The sequence below is a fragment of the uncultured Acetobacteroides sp. genome (assembly GCF_963667355.2).
In the GTDB taxonomy this organism is placed as follows: Bacteria; Bacteroidota; Bacteroidia; order Bacteroidales; family ZOR0009; genus Acetobacteroides.
Genome location: NZ_OY763328.2, coordinates 1,390,967 through 1,410,806 on the forward strand (window position 1 = coordinate 1,390,967; position 19,840 = coordinate 1,410,806).

The 19,840-nt window shown below is 50.7% G+C and carries 11 protein-coding genes; 2 read left to right on the forward strand and 9 right to left on the reverse strand.

Features of this window, described 5'->3' with window-relative positions; genetic code table 11:
* Nucleotides 1–701 precede the first annotated feature (701 nt).
* The 7 genes from ACHZA1_RS05905 to ACHZA1_RS05935 form a co-directional block, all read right to left on the reverse strand.
* Nucleotides 702–3,908 carry a hypothetical protein gene (locus ACHZA1_RS05905; RefSeq protein WP_320054304.1) on the reverse strand — a complete coding sequence of 1,069 codons (3,207 nt, stop codon included), beginning with the start codon at nucleotides 3,906–3,908 and terminating at the stop codon, nucleotides 702–704.
* 88 nt (nucleotides 3,909–3,996) lie between these two features.
* Nucleotides 3,997–5,511 (reverse strand): SUMF1/EgtB/PvdO family nonheme iron enzyme, encoded by a 1,515-nt coding sequence (locus ACHZA1_RS05910; protein ID WP_320054305.1) that lies wholly within the window; start codon nucleotides 5,509–5,511, stop codon nucleotides 3,997–3,999.
* A gap of 45 nt (nucleotides 5,512–5,556) precedes the next feature.
* On the reverse strand, nucleotides 5,557–7,074 hold the full coding sequence (locus tag ACHZA1_RS05915; RefSeq protein ID WP_320054306.1) for an SUMF1/EgtB/PvdO family nonheme iron enzyme: 1,518 nt from the start codon (nucleotides 7,072–7,074) through the stop codon (nucleotides 5,557–5,559).
* A 631-nt stretch (nucleotides 7,075–7,705) separates the two neighbouring features.
* The gene (locus ACHZA1_RS05920; protein ID WP_320054307.1) at nucleotides 7,706–8,716 is read right to left on the reverse strand and encodes a type IX secretion system membrane protein PorP/SprF; all 1,011 of its coding nucleotides are present in this window, start codon (nucleotides 8,714–8,716) and stop codon (nucleotides 7,706–7,708) included.
* 22 nt (nucleotides 8,717–8,738) lie between these two features.
* Nucleotides 8,739–9,869, reverse strand: a complete 1,131-nt coding sequence (locus ACHZA1_RS05925) for a gliding motility-associated C-terminal domain-containing protein (protein WP_320054308.1) — start codon at nucleotides 9,867–9,869, stop codon at nucleotides 8,739–8,741.
* Nucleotides 9,870–9,932: 63 nt separating this feature from the next.
* Nucleotides 9,933–10,997: a hypothetical protein gene (locus ACHZA1_RS05930; protein WP_320054309.1), complete on the reverse strand. Its 1,065-nt coding sequence runs from the start codon at nucleotides 10,995–10,997 to the stop codon at nucleotides 9,933–9,935.
* Nucleotides 10,998–13,109: 2,112 nt separating this feature from the next.
* Nucleotides 13,110–13,493 carry a DUF4296 domain-containing protein gene (locus ACHZA1_RS05935; protein ID WP_320054310.1) on the reverse strand — a complete coding sequence of 128 codons (384 nt, stop codon included), beginning with the start codon at nucleotides 13,491–13,493 and terminating at the stop codon, nucleotides 13,110–13,112.
* Nucleotides 13,494–14,212: 719 nt separating this feature from the next.
* Between ACHZA1_RS05935 and ACHZA1_RS05940 the strand changes: the two genes are divergently transcribed.
* On the forward strand, nucleotides 14,213–14,686 hold the full coding sequence (locus ACHZA1_RS05940; protein WP_320054311.1) for a hypothetical protein: 474 nt from the start codon (nucleotides 14,213–14,215) through the stop codon (nucleotides 14,684–14,686).
* Nucleotides 14,687–14,871: 185 nt separating this feature from the next.
* The gene (locus ACHZA1_RS05945; RefSeq protein WP_320054312.1) at nucleotides 14,872–17,241 is read left to right on the forward strand and encodes a DUF5686 family protein; all 2,370 of its coding nucleotides are present in this window, start codon (nucleotides 14,872–14,874) and stop codon (nucleotides 17,239–17,241) included.
* 120 nt (nucleotides 17,242–17,361) lie between these two features.
* Here the strand turns inward: ACHZA1_RS05945 and ACHZA1_RS05950 are convergent, their stop codons facing one another.
* Nucleotides 17,362–17,613, reverse strand: coding sequence for a hypothetical protein (locus tag ACHZA1_RS05950; protein WP_320054313.1), 252 nt, complete (start codon nucleotides 17,611–17,613; stop codon nucleotides 17,362–17,364).
* A 97-nt stretch (nucleotides 17,614–17,710) separates the two neighbouring features.
* On the reverse strand, nucleotides 17,711–19,810 hold the full coding sequence (gene scpA / locus ACHZA1_RS05955) for a methylmalonyl-CoA mutase (protein ID WP_320054314.1): 2,100 nt from the start codon (nucleotides 19,808–19,810) through the stop codon (nucleotides 17,711–17,713).
* Between the last annotated feature and the right edge of the window lie 30 nt (nucleotides 19,811–19,840).

Sequence of the window (19,840 nt, forward strand, 5' to 3'; positions counted from 1 at the left end):
CTCCTGCGGGGCCCTTTTTTCTTGCATACCTACCAGGCTTAGCGACGGGGAGGGCGTCCCCCGTCAGGAATCGTCGCAAATAATTTACGCAAGGGGATGCTTCGCCAAAAGCTACCGCAAATAACTTACACGAGGACATTCGCCGTCAAAAACTACCTCAAATAATTTACGCAAGGACATTCGTCACCCCAAACAGCCACAAATAACTTACACGAGGACATTCTCCATCAAAAACAGCCTCAAATAATTTACGAGAGCACGTTCTTCGTCAAAGAACTACCTCAAATAATTTACACGAGGGCATTCGTCGCCCAAAACGATCTCAAATAATTTACGCGAGGGTGTTCGCCGCCAAAGACGTATATCCTCAGCTTGAGAGAGTACATTCTTCGCTAAAAACACCAATCCTCAGCCGAAGAGAGACCGTTCATCGCCAAAAACACCAATCCTCAACCTGAGAGAGGGCATTCTCCGCAAAAAATACCGACTCTCAGCCGGAGAGAGACCGTTCATCGTCAAAAACACCGATCCTCAGCCAGAGAGGAAGTTCTTCGCCAAAAGAAGCAATCCTCCGCTTGAGAGTGAATGCTCATCAGCAAAAACCACCACTAACTCACATGCGGGCGCACCATGTAAAAAGAAGGAAGGACAGGCAACGCCTGTCCTTCCTTACTGTATGCTGCATCTACCGGTAGCGTGAGCTACTTGGCAATGTTGTTGGCAATATGGTACACGGCTCCAGTTTTGGGGAGCGGGTAAACGGTAACCGTCACCGGATTGGAGTAAACCGGGGTGGGGCATCCTACGCCAACCGCCTGGCGGACGTACAGGCGCGAGTTGGGGATGGTTGCCCCCACGTCGTACCCGAGGGTGTTGGAGCTGGCCACATCCACCCAGCTGCCATCACCAGGGGTGGCGCTGAGGTTGTCGGAGTACTGCCACTTGTAGCTAAAGCTGCTGGCCCCGCCCACGGCCTGCGTTTGGTTGGCAAACGGAGGAACAACCGAGGTGGTACAGATGGAGAAGTTGTCGAGGATTTGACCTCCGCTACAGCTCGCCGGCGCTACCGCCAGCTGCGTACCAAGAGGCGATATCCCGCCGGTTAGCCCCGTACGGTTAACCACCGGCGCAACCGCATCGAGATGCGTGCCGTCAATCTTCCAGCCACCCGAGTTGGTTCGGCGAAGCAGACGCGTGCTGCCCGACAGCGTGTAGTTGCTAAAGCCTTCGGCCCTCACAGAGACGTTGTAGGTGCCCACGGCAAAGCCATGCTGCGCCGTCAGGTTCCAGAATCCCTCGGTGAAGGTTTTCTCCACCGGAACGCTGCCATCGGTAAGCGGAAGACCGCCCACACCAGGGTTGCTGTTCACGAAGTAGGCCACCACCGATCCGGGGGTAACGCCCGCCGTAGCATCCAAGCTGACGGTGTACATGCGCGATGGCGACCCGATGGGGAACAGGTACGTGCCCGTTGCGGCCACCCACCTCTCGAGCCTGCCCACCACCCGTCCGGCCGTATAGCCGATGTTGCCCGGAAGGGCAGCGCTTCGGCCCACGGTAAGGGTGTTGGTTCCGGTGATGATGTCGCCGCCAAGCATCGTCAGCTCGTTGGCCACGCTGGCGTCGTTGTTAATGACCAGCTGCGTGGCCGCGCCCACCTGCACGTTGTAGAAGGTTTCGGCCGATGCCGCATCAACCGTCTGGTACATTCCGCCAAAGCTAACGGTGCTGGTTGATGGGGTAAACACCCCAAAGTTGCTCCAGCTGCCCTTCAGCGATATGGTGGACGAGCCGCCATCGAGTTCGCCGGAGCTGATGGAGAGGTTGCCGCGGATGCCCATCGAGCCGTACAGCTTGGCGCTAGCCCCCGAGGTGGTGCTCACCTCCAGGTCGTAGAAGTCGCCCACGTTCAGCTTAACCTCCTGCACACCGCTATCGCCGTTCAGCACCACCGTCGACGAGCCCGAGGTAAACGAGCCCGCGTTGCAGGTGAGGCTCCCCCCAATGGTAACCGTTGGCGAGCCGCTGATGCTGATATCCCCCTCGCTGTCGATGGCGTTGGCCACCGTAACGTCCTTATCCGACACGTCGAGCGTAGCGCCAGCCTTAAGCACGATGCCCTTGGCGGATGCCGGCCCATCGGAGATAATCGGATCGTTAGCAACGTTGGGGATAATGGCCAGCGCGCTCAGGTCGGGCACCATGTAGGTCGACCAGTTGTTGGGGTTATGCCAGTTGTGATCCTCGGCTCCGGTCCAGTAGTAGGGCTGCACGAGCAGCTTACCGTCGTAGCCGTCGGCTCGGCCACCGAAGAATACGTTTTGATTCTCGGTTGGCGGGCATACCGTAGGCCTATCGATTACGTAGGCCGCACCATTGCCCACCGTTCCAAGGTAGATGTTCAGGTTCTCGGGCGGCAGACACGCACCCTTAATAAAGAGCTGCAGGTCGGCCCCATTGGCATCGCCACCGAGGTAGATATTCTGATTTTCGGGCGTTGGACACGCGTTCTTGATGTAGCGCAACGCCTCGCCGCCATTATCAACCCCACCAAAGTAGATGCTGAGGTTTTGCGCAGGCGCACAAGGGAACGGGATATGCCGCAGCACAGCCCCGCCGTTGGCATCGCCACCAGTATAGAAGTTGATAGGGGTAGCCACCGGGCACATCGTGATGTAGTCGGCAGCGCCACCGTTGGCCGTACCGCCAAAGTAGATGTTTACCACCTCGGGGTGCGTGCAGCTGATAATATACCCAGGGGCAAAGCCATCGGCAGCCCCTCCCGCAAAGATGTTGACATTCTCGGGCACGTCGCACACCTTCTGGCTCAGGGTAGACTCCGTATAGCCGTCGGCATCGCCACCCATATAGATATTCACATTTTCGGGCGTTGGGCAGCTCTTTTGGCTGAGCACGTAGCCCGTGTAGCCATCGGCGTTGCCGCCTACGAAGATGTTCACATTCTCGGGAGTCATGCAGGGCGTAGGCGCAAGCAGCCCTGCGGCGTAGCCATCGGCATCGCCACCGGTAAAGATGTCGATGTTTTCGGGCTGCGAGCAGATGGCCTGCATCAGGTCCTTCCCCACGTAGCCATCGGAGGCACCACCAAAGAAGATGGAGAGGTTCTCTATCGGCGTACACGTTTTCTGTGCGAGCAAGATGCCCACGTAGCCAGCCGTACGGCCGCCCGTAAAGATGTTTAGATTTTCCACGGGGTCGCACGTCTTTTGCGTAAGCGCCCCTAGCGCATCGCCATTGGCGTCGCCCCCGAAGAAGATGCTCTGGTTAACCATAGGGGTACAGGGAGCCTGCACCAGCACCTCGCCATCGCATCCATCAGCATCGCCCCCCATAAAGATGTTGAGGTTTTCGGGGTTTGTGCAGGGTGCCTGAGCCAGGTTGGAGGTCGAGAACCCCTCGGCCGAGCCACCTAAAAAGATGTTTACCGGAGTAGCATCGGCCAACGGACAAATTACGATACGGGGAGCATCGGCGCCGTTGGCAATACCGCCAAAGTAGATATCCGAAGACTCGGACGGCGTACAGCTCATTATACGAACCGCAAACATTCCCGAAGCTCCACCAGAAAATATGTTCAGATTTTCGGGAGTCGTGCACGGGGTCTGCACATGCCTAAGCATGCCGCCACCGTTGGCATCGCCCCCAAAGTAGATGCTCACGTTTTCGGGCGCAGAGCACGAACCGGACTTGAGCCTAAGCACACCTGCACCGTTGGCATCGCCACCAAAGTATATGCTCGTATTCTCGGAGGGGGTACAGGTACCCGGGATAATCTCTACCCGCGCAGCCCCATTACCGCTACCTCCCCTATAATACTGAGCATACAAATCGGACCTTATGCTTACAAGTGCAAGTACTGCCAGCAAAATGAGTAACCGAAATTGCATCCACAAATATTTTTAGCTGTGTGTATAACTTACCTAGGCACCATCAGCGTGATGCCTAGCCATGCAGTAAAAAGATATTTGTAGCTGCCTAGAACGATCGCACGCCACGACCTCCAACACGATAGTCGCGAGTGGCGTTTGTGTTATTGCCAATCCAGTCGCGATTACTAACAATGCAGTACTGCCAACCGTTGTCGTACCAGTTTCCGCCACGCATTACGCCACCTTGACCACCACCACCAACAGCAGGCCAATTGGCCGTATCAGCGCTTCCGGTTCCCGACAGGGTTCCATCGCCATTAGCGGTAGTAAAGGTGCTGTAGTTGTAGGTCATTCCGCCAAGGCACTGCTCGTTTACATTACCCGCCATATCCATGGCACCATAGAATGCGGCACCGGCAAGCGTACGGGTTGTGGTGTTGGTAGCTGTGATACCAACCCTCAGCGGTCCACGGCTGGTTGTAGAACCTGCAGCATAAACGCAAAGCCCCGCGCCATTGGTCAGCGACGACTCATTAGCCGCGCCAGGGTAGGCAATTGAAGCTGCAGTAGCAGAAAGTATGTTGGTTGTACCGCAAGGATACTCGTTGGCAACAGGAGTGTTTGGTCCACGACAAATCTTTTCGAACTCGAACTCGGTCATCGGACGAAGGGCAGCCCAGTCGAGATAGGCAATCAGATCGGCCCAGCTAAGCCAGTTGCAGGCTACATCCTTGCCGTCATCGGCCTCGTCGAAAGTTCCGTTGTTATTCATGTCGCAGCCAACTTCGGCAGGAATGTTATTTACCACACCCTGCTTTTTTATTTTGATCCAGTTACGGCAGTTGGCCGGAATAGATGCCGTAGATACGGCAAGCGTCCCGATAGTCGAGTTAGGAGCCGCAGCCATTCGGGTAACCTGCTGGTCGTAGGTTAGCGTGTTCAGGAACGAGCAGTACTCCTCCTGGCTAACCTCATACTTCATGGTGTAAAAACCATTATAGCCAAAAGGGAAGGTGGCAGGAAGATCAACAGAAGCGCCCCATGCCGTATTCGACAAGTACTGTGCTTTGGTTAGCCCACCCGATTGTACCGCTGCATTAATAAGCTTCGGAGCCAAAGCACCATCGCCCGTAAAACCATACTGAGCACTTCCGCCTCGGTTGCCATCGCCAACGCTAAAGTCGCCCTGTGGTACGTAAACCATTTCGACACCGTTAAGCTGGTAGTTATAGCCAGCATCGGGATTGGTAATCTTTAGTACAACTGTGGTTGTGGCTACATTTCCGTTTCCGTTTGCCGCACGGCGGATAAAGACACCATTGCCATCGGCAGCGGCATCAACGGTTAAGATTCCACCAGACACTGTGTGATCGCTAGAGGTGGTACTCAACGATACATGCTGCCACAGCTGGTATGGCGTAGAACAATTCTGAACCTTAAGAAAGATCCAAACAGCATCCCAGTTTGCGGGGCCGGTAGAAACCTTCCAGCTGTTGTCCCACTTAATATCAAACTGGATATGGGTAGGGTCGTTTACCTTAAAGTTGGTAAGCTGCAAGTTATTGGCGCCTGCAACCAACGCCGAGACCATAACGGCCAGTAATCCTATAATTCGTTTCATGAATGTAAGCTTAAGAGATGAATACTGTAACAACACGGCAAAGAACTACGGCATTCTCACGCCACGTCCTCCATTGCGAACATCGCGGGTTTGATTAAAGTTGGTAGTCATCCAATCTCGATTGCTAACCATTAGGATATTCCCACCATCGTACCAGTTTCCGCCACGCGCAATGCCACCTGCCTGACCACCACCATTAGCGGGCCAGTTGGCGGTATTGGCATTACCGTTTACAGTAAGATCGCCATCGCCACTTATCGAGGTAAAGGTGCTGTAGTTATAGTTGTACCCGCCAACGCACTGCTCGTCTACATTACCAGTAAGTTCCATGATGCCATAGAAAGATGCACCAGCAACCGTGCGGTTGGATGTTGACGTTGCCGCAAACCCACAGCGTAGTGGGCCTCGGTTGTTATTGTTGTTGACCCCATACGCGCACAACCCAGCACCCACCGAAATGGAAACCTCGTTGGCAGCACCCGGATAAACGATAGCACCCGAATTGGCGGCCAAAATAGTATTACTTCCCCAAGCGTATTCGCCTACTGCGGGTATGCTGGCTCCACGACAAGCCTTCTCGTACTCAAACTCGGTCATTGGACGAAGTGCGGCCCAATCGAGGAAAGCAATCATATCGCCCCAGCTAAGCCAGTTGCAGGCAATATTCTGCCCGTCGTCGGCCTCGTCGAATACACCATTTAGGTTAAGGTCGCAACCTACGGTGGCAGGAACGTTGCTCACCTGACCCGACGACTTTATTCTAATGCCGTTACGCCCGTTTTGAGGATTGGAGAGACCTGCAATAGCAAATGTTCCGGGTGCAGAGTTTGGCGCATTGGTAAAGCGTCCAAGCTGCTGATCGTATGTTAGCGTATTTAAGAAGTTCGCGTAGGCCTCCTGGCTAATCTCGTACTTCATCATGTAATAGGCGTTGTAGCCAAAAGGGTAGGCGTTGCCGGGCAGCTTTGCCGTAGAACCCCACGAAGGATTCGACACGTAATCGGCAGAGTTTAGCCCGTTAGTATTTACGGTAGCATCAATCTGAAGGTAGTTATCGCCACCAGTGGCACCAAAGCCCCACTTGTTGCCACTACCGCGATTACCATCGCCAGCAAAGAATGGTCCCTGTGGCACGTACACCATCTCGATGCCGTTAACCTGGTAGTTAAAACTATTATCGGTGACAGTCATTTTAAGGGAAACATTGGCAGAAGAGAGATTTCCACTACCAGCCGCCGAACGACGGATAAAAACACCCTTACCATCGGCTGTTGCATCGATGGTAAGCACACCTCCATCAACCGTATGATCGGCAGAGTTGGTGCTTAGCCCAACATGCTGCCAAGGTAGGTTGTTGGTAGCACAATCTTGATACTTAATAAAGACCCAAACGGCATCGTAGTTTGCGGGGCCTCCGTTAACCTTCCAACTATTATCCCATTTTACGGTAAACTCGACATGCTGCTTGTCGGCTGAGATTTTTACAGCACCTATTTGCAGGTTGTTGGCCTTCGAAATAACAGCCAACGCACAAATAGCCAATACTAAGAGCGTTCTTTTCATATATTAAGCGGTTTTTACAATTCTAATACTCAATTCAGCCCATATAGGACTATAGCAGACCTTGTGCTAGGCAGCGCCATACCGGCGCAAGCCACAGAAACTATCTGCAAAAAGCCGTACAATATATTTTGTAGGGAAATATTCTCGCCATTCGACATAGAAATACCTAATGGCAACATGGAATAATGTGATTCAGCCCAAGATCGGATTCCAAATAAATTATTCATACTTATTCCCTTCATAATTCTAATACTTCAACTCTTCGGAACGGTTCTTCACCTCAATCCGAAGATGAGAATAGGACACAAACTTCAGCCTTGTAGCCTAGCAATTCCAACATCACCGCTTGTGAAAGCGATGGACTTCTGTTTCAGCCGAACAGAAGGTTTCGCGTTTTATGTCAACGTTTAAACATTGCTTCGCGTTCTTAACCCACCCCTACCCCTCCAAGGAGGGGATAAACAGGGTCAATCACGCGCTGGTGCTTAATATCTATCCTTTTCTTTCTAAATATAGAACTATACAGTTCATATCTTAACGGCTATGGGCTCGTGCCTTAGCCGAACAGTGTTCAAAACTCTTAGGAACGATGGATTACCTCATTTAGAAGTAATCGATATTTCATACTTCCCTACCTACGACGCGTCCAGCGGTAGCGGCCACGACTTTCGCCAATGGAGTAGCCCACCATAAACTCGTGCGAGCCAAACTTCGAGAAGGTGGATACATCGCCAAAGCCAAAGTTAAAGGCGTAGCCAAAGCGGAAATCCTGGTAGTGTGCTCCCACAAGAACAAGTACTGCTCCTGAGGTACGATACGATAGCCCAGCCCAGTAGTCGTTTTTGTAGTACCCCTTTATGTTGATATCGGTATTAAACTGACCGCGCTCGGTGGTAGTTAACATCATCGATGGCTCGACATCAATACGGTAATTGGCCTTCATCTTGTAACCGCCCATGAGGTAGTAGTGGCGGAGCACCTCGGGCCTCGAGCCCTTATCGTCTACCGCAAAGCGGACGGCCGATTGCAGAAGGTTGTTCGCTGTAAAGCCGGCAAAGAAGCCCTTGTTGGTATAGTAGGCGCCGAAGTTGGCCTCAGGTGACATCTGCGAAACCCGCTTTCCCGCCATCAGCAACGGATCGTTATCGGGATTGGGCAGATCCTCGTTGGTAACATCGGCCCTGAACTGGAAAAGGCTAAACGAGAGGCCAAACGATAGCTTATCGTCGCCCCGAAGCGGCGTATGGTAGGCGTAGGTGCCCTGAAAGCCATTGCGCGAGACATCGCCGTTCCAATCGCTATAGATCATTGCGCCAATACCGGTGCTAGCCGAGTTACGGCTGCGCATACGACGGCTCCAACCTCGTCCACTCTTGAAAATATTGAGGAGGCTGCCCGATTGGCTGGTTTGAAACGAAGCTATATAGGTTTTGGGCGACTTGGAGTAGCCTGCCCACTGGTTGCTTGCCGTAAAGGTAAAGAAGGTATACCCCTCCGAGCCGGCAAAGGCCGGATTTATCAGGTACGGATTAAACATGTACTGCCCAATAAGAGGTTCTTGCTGCGCCCGTACGCCCATTGGCGCAAGAGCCAGAAGCAATCCAGCAAGAGCAGCTAGCGTATATCTCCTTTGTTTTATCATTATTAACCTTTACCTGTTTATACTACAAGATGATGGTTACAGCCCCCTTAAGGTTTTGCGTGCTGCCGTTATACTTAAAACTCATGATGTAGTGGTACGAATCAACTGGCAGCGGTTTGCCGCTCATGTCCTTTCCATCCCACATCTGGGTAGGATCGTACTTACCCTTAGTATACTTCCAAACCAGCTTACCCCAGCGGGAGAACACCTCTATCTGTAGATTTTCTACATCGTACTTGGTTTCGAAGTCGGGAATGGTCCACTTATCGTTGTAGCTGTCGCCGTTGGGCGTAAAGGCCGCTGGAACGCGGATGCTCTCGACGCTGCACTGATTAACCTTTATGGTATCGGAGCCCACGCAGCCATACTCGTCGGTAACGGCCAGCGCCAGATCGATATTTGCCTGATCGGCATAGTAGCTAGAGGCGGTAGATACCACTTCGTTGTTGATGGTCCATGAATAAATGTTGCCCTTATCGACTTTGGGCACTATGGTGGCAGGCTGAAACTTGCAGATGGTAACATCTGGGCCAAGATCGACCTTGGGTAATTCGTGTGAAACAACTTTTACGGTGTCGTACGAGCACGACGACAGATCGTCGACCACCTTTACGGAGAAGGTTCCTGCCGTTGATACTATTCGCTTTACGTTGAAGGCATCATTAAGATCCATCCACTTGCTTAGGCTGGTAGCAATGGTTCGCTTGCCATCCTTTAGCTGCACCTCTAGCTCGTAGTCCTTGCCCTTACAGAGGTTTATAAGGTTATCTTTTGTGTTGAGAAACGAGGATATGGGCACGTACACCTCGGGGGTGTTTACCACAATATCCTGGGTGTACTCCTCGCCGGTACAGCCCCAGGGTGTTTTTTCTATAATATGAAACGTATAAATACCGCCGGGCATGTTGGCGTAATTCCAGGTAACATCTACCGAATCGGAACCGGCGTTGACGCTTTTAATGGCACTTGCAGGAACCTCGGTACCCTTTGGATCGGTAATGCGCCAGGAAAAGTTCGACAGCCCGTTGAACCCCTTTACCCCATAGCGCTCTACACTACCCTGGCAGGCGTAGGGCAAGTTTTGCCCATACGCCGCCGTGGTAAGTAGTGTGGCTACCACAACAAAAAGTAGTATGTGGAGTCTTTTATGCATTAATTCGTATTATCGGTTTACTAAGAGTGGTCGGTGATTCTAATCTTTGGTTGCTAGCAAAAACTACTTCGCAACGTTGTTGCCAATGTGGTAAACTGGACCAGTCTTTGGAGCTACTGATACTAAGAAATCTACAGAACCACTCTTTGTAGCAGTAACAGTATTATAATAATCAAAGCCACTAGCCTTAAGAGCACCTGTTGCAGGTACATAATCGGCTTTACGAGACAAAAGACCATTAATACCTGTCACCACAAATGAATATTTAACGATTCTTTCAGCACCGGTTGGCTTTGTAATCTTTTTAGCAATTTCGAGATCATATTCAGCTAACTTGTGCCCCGTAGTATCCAATGGAGTTGTTAGTTTTACACGAATACCATCTAAAGCTAAAGGACCCGCAGCACTTTCTGCAATTGCATTATTCCAAGTCCAATTATTTCCAGTAAACTGCTCAGCAGCACCTTCCGCTACAAAATTAGTTTTATCAGCAGGAACAGTAGATTCTGCAAGAGTACCATCTGCTGCAATGGTCATTACTGTTCTTACTATTTTGTATTTCACATAAGGAGTACCTGAAGAAAATAATTTAAAGTGAGCATTCTTAAGAAGATCTGCAGTACTCATGCAAGTAGGTTTAGCATCACTAGCAGTAGTAGCTTCAAAAGAAGGTGCATCAAAGGCATGAACTGTAAATTGACGAACATCAAAACACCCACCCCATGCAGATGGTGCAATTTCAGATACATCAACAATATATTTCTGTGCTTTATTAAATGTTAGTTCAACGTAGTTTTCTTTACCAGCAGCTCCTGTTGCTGTTTTTGTTCCAGCACCTGTAGCATCTGCACCTCCTGTACTTACTGTCCACTTCCATTGGAAATCCTTTGTAAGTTTACCATCTGATGCATAAGTAGGGTGAAATGCACCATCAGGAATAGCGAAAAATCCATGAGCCTTAGAAATCTGAACCAAACTAACTACATTTTCATCAGCCGCAGTTCCCGACTTAACTTCCACATAATTCGCCGAATACGTATCTGCGACATAAGTTTGCCCCATTGCGCCACCAACGACCATCGTTGCAGCAAGGGTTAGAGCGAACCCTACAATTCTAGTTTTTTTCATACCAAAAGCGTGTTAAAAACGTTGTTACTATTGTTGTTTATAAATCATACAATGCTGTAAGGCTCCTCGGCGCAAGCGCAGCGGGGCATTCATCAAAAAACAGCGAACGTAGGGGTGGGAAAAATAGAGATAGGCATCCCTTAGTACCGGGTACTGGTGCCCAAATTCCACAGCTCATTCCCATTTCTACACTATTCCCCATATTGTCACCCGCAAATTAACATATTATTTTACACTTTTAGCGTATGCCAAACCACATTTTTAGGGTATGTTTCGTTAAATATATACTTTAACGTGCATTGAATCAATATTAGCACTGTTTATCTGCTGCTTACGCAACATGTCTGATATTATTTCGAGTTAACTACAGGTAATCGCAATTATCATAATTTCGGCGTGCATGTAGATAAAAAACACGGTGCTAAAGTAGCAGAAACCAACTACAATGCCTGAATTGCGGATTTAGGGGTATAATTGGCAAGATTTATGTCCCATAAAGATGGCTGCACATGGTCGGGAAACGTACATCTATCGGCTTTACCATTAGCTGTTATGCACACAACGCTTAAAACGCTGCGATTTTGCTCGTTACGCGAGCAGCTGGGCATTGTCACTTAAGAGTGGTAGGTACAATTACCCAGCTTCGAAAACGCGGATTTTGGCAAGGAACTTGCGAACCTCGGGTTGTTCATAGGTTGTTGGGGATTGCCGCAAGATTAAGGAAGGTTGTGGAGTTTTTTCATGTATAATATCAACTCACCCCCTGCCCCCTCTCTCCGAATGGCATTGAAAGACTGCCGACACGGGGAGAACGAGATTGCCTTCGCAAAGAGGGGGTGGTGGCACGGATATAAGCTGTTGCAGAATGGTAAGCGACGGTTGTATCGAATCTATTATTGCTGGGTATTGAGGTTAATAATAGGGATGAGAAGAGATGAAGAGTTGGGGGAAGAGGTAATAACGTCTTACGCCACCCCTACTTCGACCTAAGCGGGAGAATCGCGTGCTGCTATCTTTTTGAATCTAGCCTTAGCTTAACGGCTACGGGCTGGCGCCTGCAAGGCGAAAAAGATGGACGAGACCGAGCGTAGAAACAAAAAACACCCTGTAGGGCTGAAGCTACAGGGTGCAATACGATTCAAAAAGGTGTAGACTGTATAGGTTGGATTAAGGGAATGATACTATACAGTCAAAGGGAATTACTATGGGAGCATCACGCTAGCATTTTATCATTTGCCTACACGCCAAAGGCATGCATCGTTTATAGTTAAATCACATAAAGCCACCGACCAAGGGGCTAAACACGTCGCAGAACAGCAAAAGACAACAAAGAATTGCAAGTATTCGCGGTATACACATTAATCATTATTCAATAGCCTATTCACAATTTACCGTACAATTACTTTATGCCTACCTTAACTGCTCCGATTTCGAGCACTGCAAAATAGGAATTGTAGTTAACTTTCCAAAGCGTATTTAATTATTTATTAACCATAATAAGATTTTTTTGATATAGTTTTAATTTTCAGCCTCGTACAACACGAAAATAAACGTCAATAGGCCCTAAAATGGCTATAGAAAAGGCAACATTACCTCAGATTTACGATTCCTTTTTAAATAAAAACGTCATTTTTTTCAAGCACTCGACGAGAAAGTGTAAATAAGCGATGACCATTCAGCGCCATTTTCGGCTGTTGGAGCAGAGATTTATGGGTAAATGCAACGCTTAGCATATCCTAAAAGAGAAATTCCGAGCGGCTGGAGGTGCCGTCATGCAAGTTTACGTTCTGCTTTGGTTGCGTCATGGCAGAAGGCCGCGTTGCGCAAATGCCGCATACGGCGCGTAGGCTGCGACGTAACCAGATCTATCGAAAAGAATGCAGGAGTTGCTGATTTACCCCACCCCTACCTCCCGCCTAAGCGGAGGGGATAACGTGGCAGGTATTAAGCTTTTGAATTCAGCATTTGCTTAACGAAGGCAGGAGGCCTTGCCGAACGGAGATTTCAGGTGAGAGTAATTGTTCGTTGATGGCCACGTGCAGCGCGCATGCAGACTTTCATCTACTTCGGTGAATTTCTGCATCCATGCTCGCCTCGATTAATGGCGCCCAGCTACTTTAGCGGCTTCGGGGTTTTCGCCTTTCCCTTTTCCTTCTTTTCCATATCCTCGCGCATCTTTGTCTGCTGGGCCGAGAGTTCGTTTACCACCATGGTGTAGATCTCGTCGAGCTTGCGGGGATACTTGCTGTAGTACTGAAGGCTATGGATAAACTCTTCGCGCGATACGTCATTCTTCTTAAAAACATCTTTGTAGAGATAAAGCGAGTCGAGGTTCTCGAAGGTGTTCTGCGAATACCGCTGGGTGTTGAGCACCGCATCCGAGATGTGGATATCGCGCAGGATGTTAGCCATCTTCTGCTTTGAGAGAACCTGATCGTTGTCGCTGCAGGAGGCAAATGCTATAGCTGCGGCTATAATGAGGAGTAACTTTTTCATTGGTATACAAGTTGGTTTAGCGTAGCGCTAATGACGAACAAAAATAGAAAAATAATTCGAGACGAGCTAGCAAGGACGGAAGGAGGGAGAGGGAATTCTCTTATACTCCAAATTCTTTAATACAACTAGACATGTCTGTAAGAACAGGCGAAGCTGAACGGGGAAATGCGACCTTGAGCCAACATCGAGGTTATCCTCTACGAGGAAATTGGAGGCTTAACGGCGGTAGTGCTACAAATCGTAATGTCCTACGGACAATATTCGTAAGGTAAAAATACCGCATAGTGATTATAGGACTGTAGACTACCAATCTTGTCCCCGTGTTTTTCCCCGTAGGGGATGTACAACCATCGAGTTGTCCTCGCCTCGAATGGTGTACCATGCAAAGGCTGGCTGCATTGGGCTACGGGAAAGAACCTTGGCGTGATGGCTAGGCGAATAGGCGCTGCAGAACGAGGAATATACGCCCCTGAGCCAACAGCAAGGCTATCCTCTACGAGGAAATTGGCGGCTTATCGGCGGTAGTGCTACAAATCGGAATGTCCTCCGAACAATATTCGTAAGGTAAAAATACCGCATAGCGGTTATAGAATTGTAGACGACCGATCTTATTCACGCGTTGTTCCCCGTAGGGGATGTACAACCTCCTTGTTGTCCTCGCCTCGCATGGTGTACCATGCAAAAGCTGACGGCATTGGGCTACGGGAAAGAGCCTTGGCGTGATGGTTGGGGGAACAGGCGTAGCAGAATGGGGGAAAGCCATTACAGAACGAGGGGAAGCCATTACAGAATGGGGGGAAGCCATTACAGAGCGGGTGAAAGCCATTGCAAAACGGGGAAAAGCCTTTGCAGAAGAGGGGAAAGCCATTACAGAACGGGGGAAAGCCATTACAGAGCTGGGGGAAGCCATTACAGAACAGGGGAAAGCCGTTACAGAGCGGGGGAAAGCCATTACAGAACAGGGGAAACCCATTACAGAACGGGGGAAAGCCATTACAGAGCAGGGGAAAGCCATTACAGAACAGGGGAAACCCATTACAGAACGGGGGAAAGCCGTTACAGAACGAGGGAAAGCCATTACAGAACGGGGGAAACCCATTACAGAGCAGGGGAAACCCATTGCAGAAGAGAGGAAAGCCGTTACAGAACGAGGGAAAGCCGTTACAGAAGAGGGGGAACCCATTACAGAATGAGGGAAAGCCATTGCAGAGCAGAGGGAAGCCATTGCAGAGCAGGGGGAAGCCATTACAGAGCAGGGGAAAGCCATTACAGAGCAGGGGAATGCCATTGCAGGAGGCATCACCCGAGTTGCGCTAGGTATTAATCCTAAAAAAGCTATATTGCGCATCAATATCTCAAAATATATCTACTAAAGGGAATGAAACGAATTCTACTACTTCTGCTAATGCTCGCATGCTACGCGGGCTACGCGCAAAAACGGTACAGCGGCACCGTCCGCGATGCGGTAACGCTAAAGCCCCTCCCCTTTGCCACCGTTGTTACCTCTCAGAATAGGACTCGCGGGGTAACCACCAACCTGCACGGCGAGTTTACCATTGCCGCAACCGCCACGGAGCAGCAGCTCGTTGTGAGCTACATGGGCTACGAGCCCCGCTCGATGGCAACATCCACGCTGAAGCCTTCGGGAAACGAGGTGCTGCTAACGCCATCGGTCTACAACATCGACGAGGTAACGGTGTACCCCACCGAGAACCCCGCGCACCGCATCATCAACAACGCCATTGCGCACATCAGGGATAACAACCCCGACGAAAACCCGTCGTACCGCTGCCGCCTCTACAGCAAAACCATCCTACGGATAGAGCCGCTGCCCAAATCGAAGTACGAATCGAAGTTCCGCAGCTTTTCCGACACGATGAACATGCTGGTTACCGAATCGGTTGCCGACAGGGTGTACGCCTACAAGGATATTACGGAGGAAAGGGTGATTGCCAACAGGGTGAGCGGCTTCAAGAATCCGCTGTTCAGCTTCAACACCACCTCATTTCAGCCCATACACTTCTACAGCACCAACATCACGCTGCTCGACAAGAACTTCCTGAACCCCATCAGCCCCAACAGCACCCGGAGCTACTTCTTCCTGATTCAGGACACGCTAATCGTGGAGAAGGACACCACCTTTGTGATACAGTTTACCCCCCGCCGCAATACCAACTTCGACGGGCTTAAGGGGTTCGTGCACATCAACAGCAACGGGTGGGCCATACAGAATGTGGTGGCCGAAAGGGCCGAGAAGGCGGGCATCGACATAAAGATAGAGCAGCAGTACACCCTCCAGCGGGGAAAATGGTTCCCCAGCCAGTACCGCCACAAGGTTACGCTCAACAACTACCCGCCCGGCTACGGGGTTTGCTCGTTCATGGAGGGGACGGGCACGGTGTACGACGTGAGCATATCCAGCGCTGCCCCTAAAAGCATAAAGCGGAGCACGGTTGCCATTGCCGACACCGCCAACAGCGCCTACGCGGCTATCGAACGCTACCGCCCCTCGCCCCTTACCCGGAAAGATTCGACCACCTATAAGACCTACGAGAGGCTAACCAAGAAGCACGACCTCGATAAGCTCCAGTTCCTCATCGAAGACCTTATGCAGCTGAGGATCCCCATCGGCAAGCTCTCCTTTCCGCTTACCGCCCTGTACGGCAACAACCGCTACGAGGAGAACCGCTTTGGGCTGGCAGCCGAAACCAACCGCCGCCTCACCAAGTACGCCTCGCTGGGGGGCTACTTTGCCTACGGAACGCGCGATGCCCAGTGGAAGTACGGCGGATCGGTAACGCTATTCCCCAAGGGCGACCCGAAAACCTCAATCCGGCTGAGCTACCGCAACGATGTGGATATGGCCACGCACTTCTACTTGGTGGGCGAAAGGCGCAGCTCGCTCGTCGACCACTTCCTGCTCGACAGGGCCGATAGAACCATCGAATACGCCGCCAGCGCAAGCACCCACATCTGGGATATCGACCTCGCCCTTGGCGGAAAGGTGGCGCAGCTAGCCCCCACCTACAGCTACCGCTACAAGGGCGTGGAGCAGCAGCGCCTTTGGACCAACAACTCGGAGGTAAACCTAACGGCAAGGCTGGGCTACAAGGAGCGCGAGACCAAGTTCTTTAACACCTACTTCTACGAGACGCAGGGATACCCCGTTATCGGGCTCAACATTCGTCAGGGGCTATCGGCATTTGGGGGCGACTACCGCTACACCAGCGTCGAGGCGGGCATCTTCAAGCGCTTCACCCTCCGCAAGGCGGGAGTGCTGCGCATCACGGCGCTAGCCGGCAACCAGGAGGGCGATGTCCCCTACTCGCTCCTGTACGGCGCCAACGGCACCAACAGCAGCTACTTCCCCTTTCTGGTAAACAGCTCGTTTAACTGCGCCAAGCCCTTCGAGTACGCCTCCTCGCGCTACGGCAGCCTGTTTGCCTACTACGACCTGGGCTCGCTGCTCTTCTCGCGGAAGAACTTCAAGCCTACCGTATCGATATTCCAGGCGGCAGGATGGTCGCGCCTTGCCAACAGCGCCCGCTACGAGGGGCTCGACATCAGGGATATGCGCAAGGGCTACTTCGAGTCGGGACTTATCCTCGGAAGCATCCTCCGCTACAAGATATTCGGATTCCTGTACCTCGGATTCGGCGCCGGCGCATTCGTAGCCTACGGCGATGCGGTAAAGCAGCCGCTGGACAAGACCATCACCTACAAGGCGAGCATTAATGTTGATTTCTAGCCTTCGGAACGCTGATTTTTACTGATGCAGCAGATTTGCGCTGATCCATTTACCACAAAGGGCACAAAGGATAGCACCAAGATGGGGTAACTATTGCAGAATCCCTTACGGGTAGCTTCGCTAGCTTTTTAGATGAAGCATTTCCGTAGATAAAAGTTCTATCGGAATGTGCGGACAAAGCTTCTCCTTAAGGAAAAACTCTATCGGAGGCTGCGGACAGAACTTTTCCTTAGGTAAATGCTCTATCGGAATGCGCAGATGAAGTTTCTCCTTAGGTAAATGTTCTATCGGAGCCTGCGGACGAAGCTTCTCCTTAGGTAAAAGCTCTATCGGAATGCGCGGACAGAGTTTATCCTTAGGGAAATACTCCATCGGATAAAGTCTAAAATCTAACATCTAAGGTCTACCATCTAAACAAAAAAAGGTCTCCTGAAACAGGAGACCTTTTTGTTTATGTGAAGGTAAAGGATTACTCTTCAGTAGCGGCAAGAAGCAGCTCAAGAATCTTGATAGCTGCGGTAGACACTGGAGTTCCAGGACCGAAGATAGCCGAAGCACCCGAATCGTAAAGCACCTGGTAGTCTTGGTGAGGAATCACACCACCCACGATTACCATAATGTCTTCGCGACCTAGTTTCTTAAGCTCAGCAACGATTTGAGGAACGAGGGTCTTGTGACCAGCAGCAAGCGAAGAAACACCTACTACGTGAACGTCGTTCTCTACGGCTTGCTTAGCAGCTTCCTCTGGAGTTTGGAACAATGGTCCCATATCCACGTCGAAACCTATATCAGCATATCCGGTTGCAACAACCTTAGCACCGCGGTCGTGTCCGTCCTGACCGAGCTTAGCGATCATGATACGAGGTTGACGACCATCGAGCTTAGCAAACTTTTCGCAAAGCTCTTTTGCATGAGCAAAACTTTCGTCGTTTTTCACTTCCTTAGAGTATACGCCAGAGATGGTAAGAATTTTAGCCTTGTAACGTCCTACGATTACCTCGCAAGCATCAGAAATTTCGCCAAGGGTAGCGCGAAGCTTAGCAGCCTCAACGGCTAGCTCAAGTAGGTTACCTTGCTTAGTTTCCACGCACTTGGTAATGGCAGCAAGAGCAGCCTTAACCTTAGCCTCGTCGCGGTTTGCGCGAAGGGTATTCAGACGCTCGATCTGCTCAAGACGAACAGCGGTATTGTCTACGTCAAGGATATCCAATGGATCTTCCTTGTCTAGACGATACTTGTTGATACCGATGATGGCATCGTTGCCCGAGTCGATACGAGCCTGCTTACGAGCCGCAGCTTCCTCGATACGCATCTTTGGAATACCAGTCTCGATAGCCTTAGCCATACCGCCAAGCTCTTCAACCTCTTCGATAAGCTTCCAAGCCTTCTGAGCCAGCTCTTGGGTAAGAGTTTCTACGTAGTACGAACCAGCCCATGGGTCAACAGCCTTGCAGATGTTGGTTTCTTCCTGTAGGTAGATCTGGGTATTACGTGCGATACGAGCAGAGAAATCGGTTGGAAGTGCGATAGCCTCGTCAAGCGCATTGGTATGCAGCGATTGGGTGTGACCAAGTGCAGCAGCCATAGCTTCGATAGCGGTACGTCCAACATTGTTGAATGGATCTTGCTCGGTAAGCGACCAACCTGAAGTTTGCGAGTGAGTACGCAATGCCAACGACTTGTTGCTCTTAGGTCCGAACTGGTTAACCAGCTTAGCCCAGATTAAACGTCCGGCACGCATCTTAGCAATCTCCATGAAGTGGTTCATACCAATTGCCCAGAAGAACGAAAGACGTGGAGCAAACTTGTCAACAGAAAGTCCAGCCTTAGTTCCGGTGCGTAGGTACTCAAGACCATCAGCAAGGGTATATGCTAGCTCGATATCAGCGGTAGCACCAGCCTCCTGCATGTGGTAACCCGAAATAGAGATCGAGTTAAACTTAGGCATGTTCTTAGAGGTGTACTCGAAGATATCAGCAATGATTTGCATCGAGAATTCTGGTGGGTAGATGTAGGTGTTACGCACCATGAATTCCTTAAGGATGTCGTTCTGGATGGTACCAGCAAGCTGATCTAACGAGCAACCTTGCTCCATACCAGCAACGATGTAGAACGCCAATACTGGAAGTACGGCACCGTTCATGGTCATCGAAACCGACATCTGATCCAATGGGATACCATCGAAAAGAACCTTCATATCCTCAACCGAGCAGATAGACACACCAGCCTTACCTACGTCGCCAACTACACGTGGGTGGTCAGCATCGTATCCGCGGTGAGTAGCAAGGTCAAATGCTACCGAAAGACCCTTCTGTCCAGCAGCAAGGTTACGACGGTAGAAAGCGTTAGACTCGGCAGCAGTAGAGAAACCTGCATACTGACGAACAGTCCAAGGCTTGTTTACGTACATGGTTGAGTATGGTCCGCGGAGGAAAGGTGGAATACCGGCAGCATAGTTAAGGTGCTCCATTCCTTCGAGGTCGGCGGCAGAGTATGCCTCCTTCACCGGGATCTGCTCAGCAGTCATCCAGGTATTATCTATCTTAAGTTCGTCAAATTTAGGACGCATGATAATTGTTTTTGATTTTAGATGTTAGAT

Bases quoted from the DNA above. Each gene is read 5' to 3' on its own strand.
- ACHZA1_RS05905 (WP_320054304.1), bottom strand. From the start codon at position 3,908: ATGCAATTTCGGTTACTCATTTTGCTGGCAGTACTTGCACTTGTAAGC.
- ACHZA1_RS05910 (WP_320054305.1), bottom strand. From the start codon at position 5,511: ATGAAACGAATTATAGGATTACTGGCCGTTATGGTCTCGGCGTTGGTT.
- ACHZA1_RS05915 (WP_320054306.1), bottom strand. From the start codon at position 7,074: ATGAAAAGAACGCTCTTAGTATTGGCTATTTGTGCGTTGGCTGTTATT.
- ACHZA1_RS05920 (WP_320054307.1), bottom strand. From the start codon at position 8,716: ATGATAAAACAAAGGAGATATACGCTAGCTGCTCTTGCTGGATTGCTT.
- ACHZA1_RS05925 (WP_320054308.1), bottom strand. From the start codon at position 9,869: ATGCATAAAAGACTCCACATACTACTTTTTGTTGTGGTAGCCACACTA.
- ACHZA1_RS05930 (WP_320054309.1), bottom strand. From the start codon at position 10,997: ATGAAAAAAACTAGAATTGTAGGGTTCGCTCTAACCCTTGCTGCAACG.
- ACHZA1_RS05935 (WP_320054310.1), bottom strand. From the start codon at position 13,493: ATGAAAAAGTTACTCCTCATTATAGCCGCAGCTATAGCATTTGCCTCC.
- ACHZA1_RS05945 (WP_320054312.1), top strand. From the start codon at position 14,872: ATGAAACGAATTCTACTACTTCTGCTAATGCTCGCATGCTACGCGGGC.
- ACHZA1_RS05950 (WP_320054313.1), bottom strand. From the start codon at position 17,613: ATGGAGTATTTCCCTAAGGATAAACTCTGTCCGCGCATTCCGATAGAG.
- scpA (WP_320054314.1), bottom strand. From the start codon at position 19,810: ATGCGTCCTAAATTTGACGAACTTAAGATAGATAATACCTGGATGACT.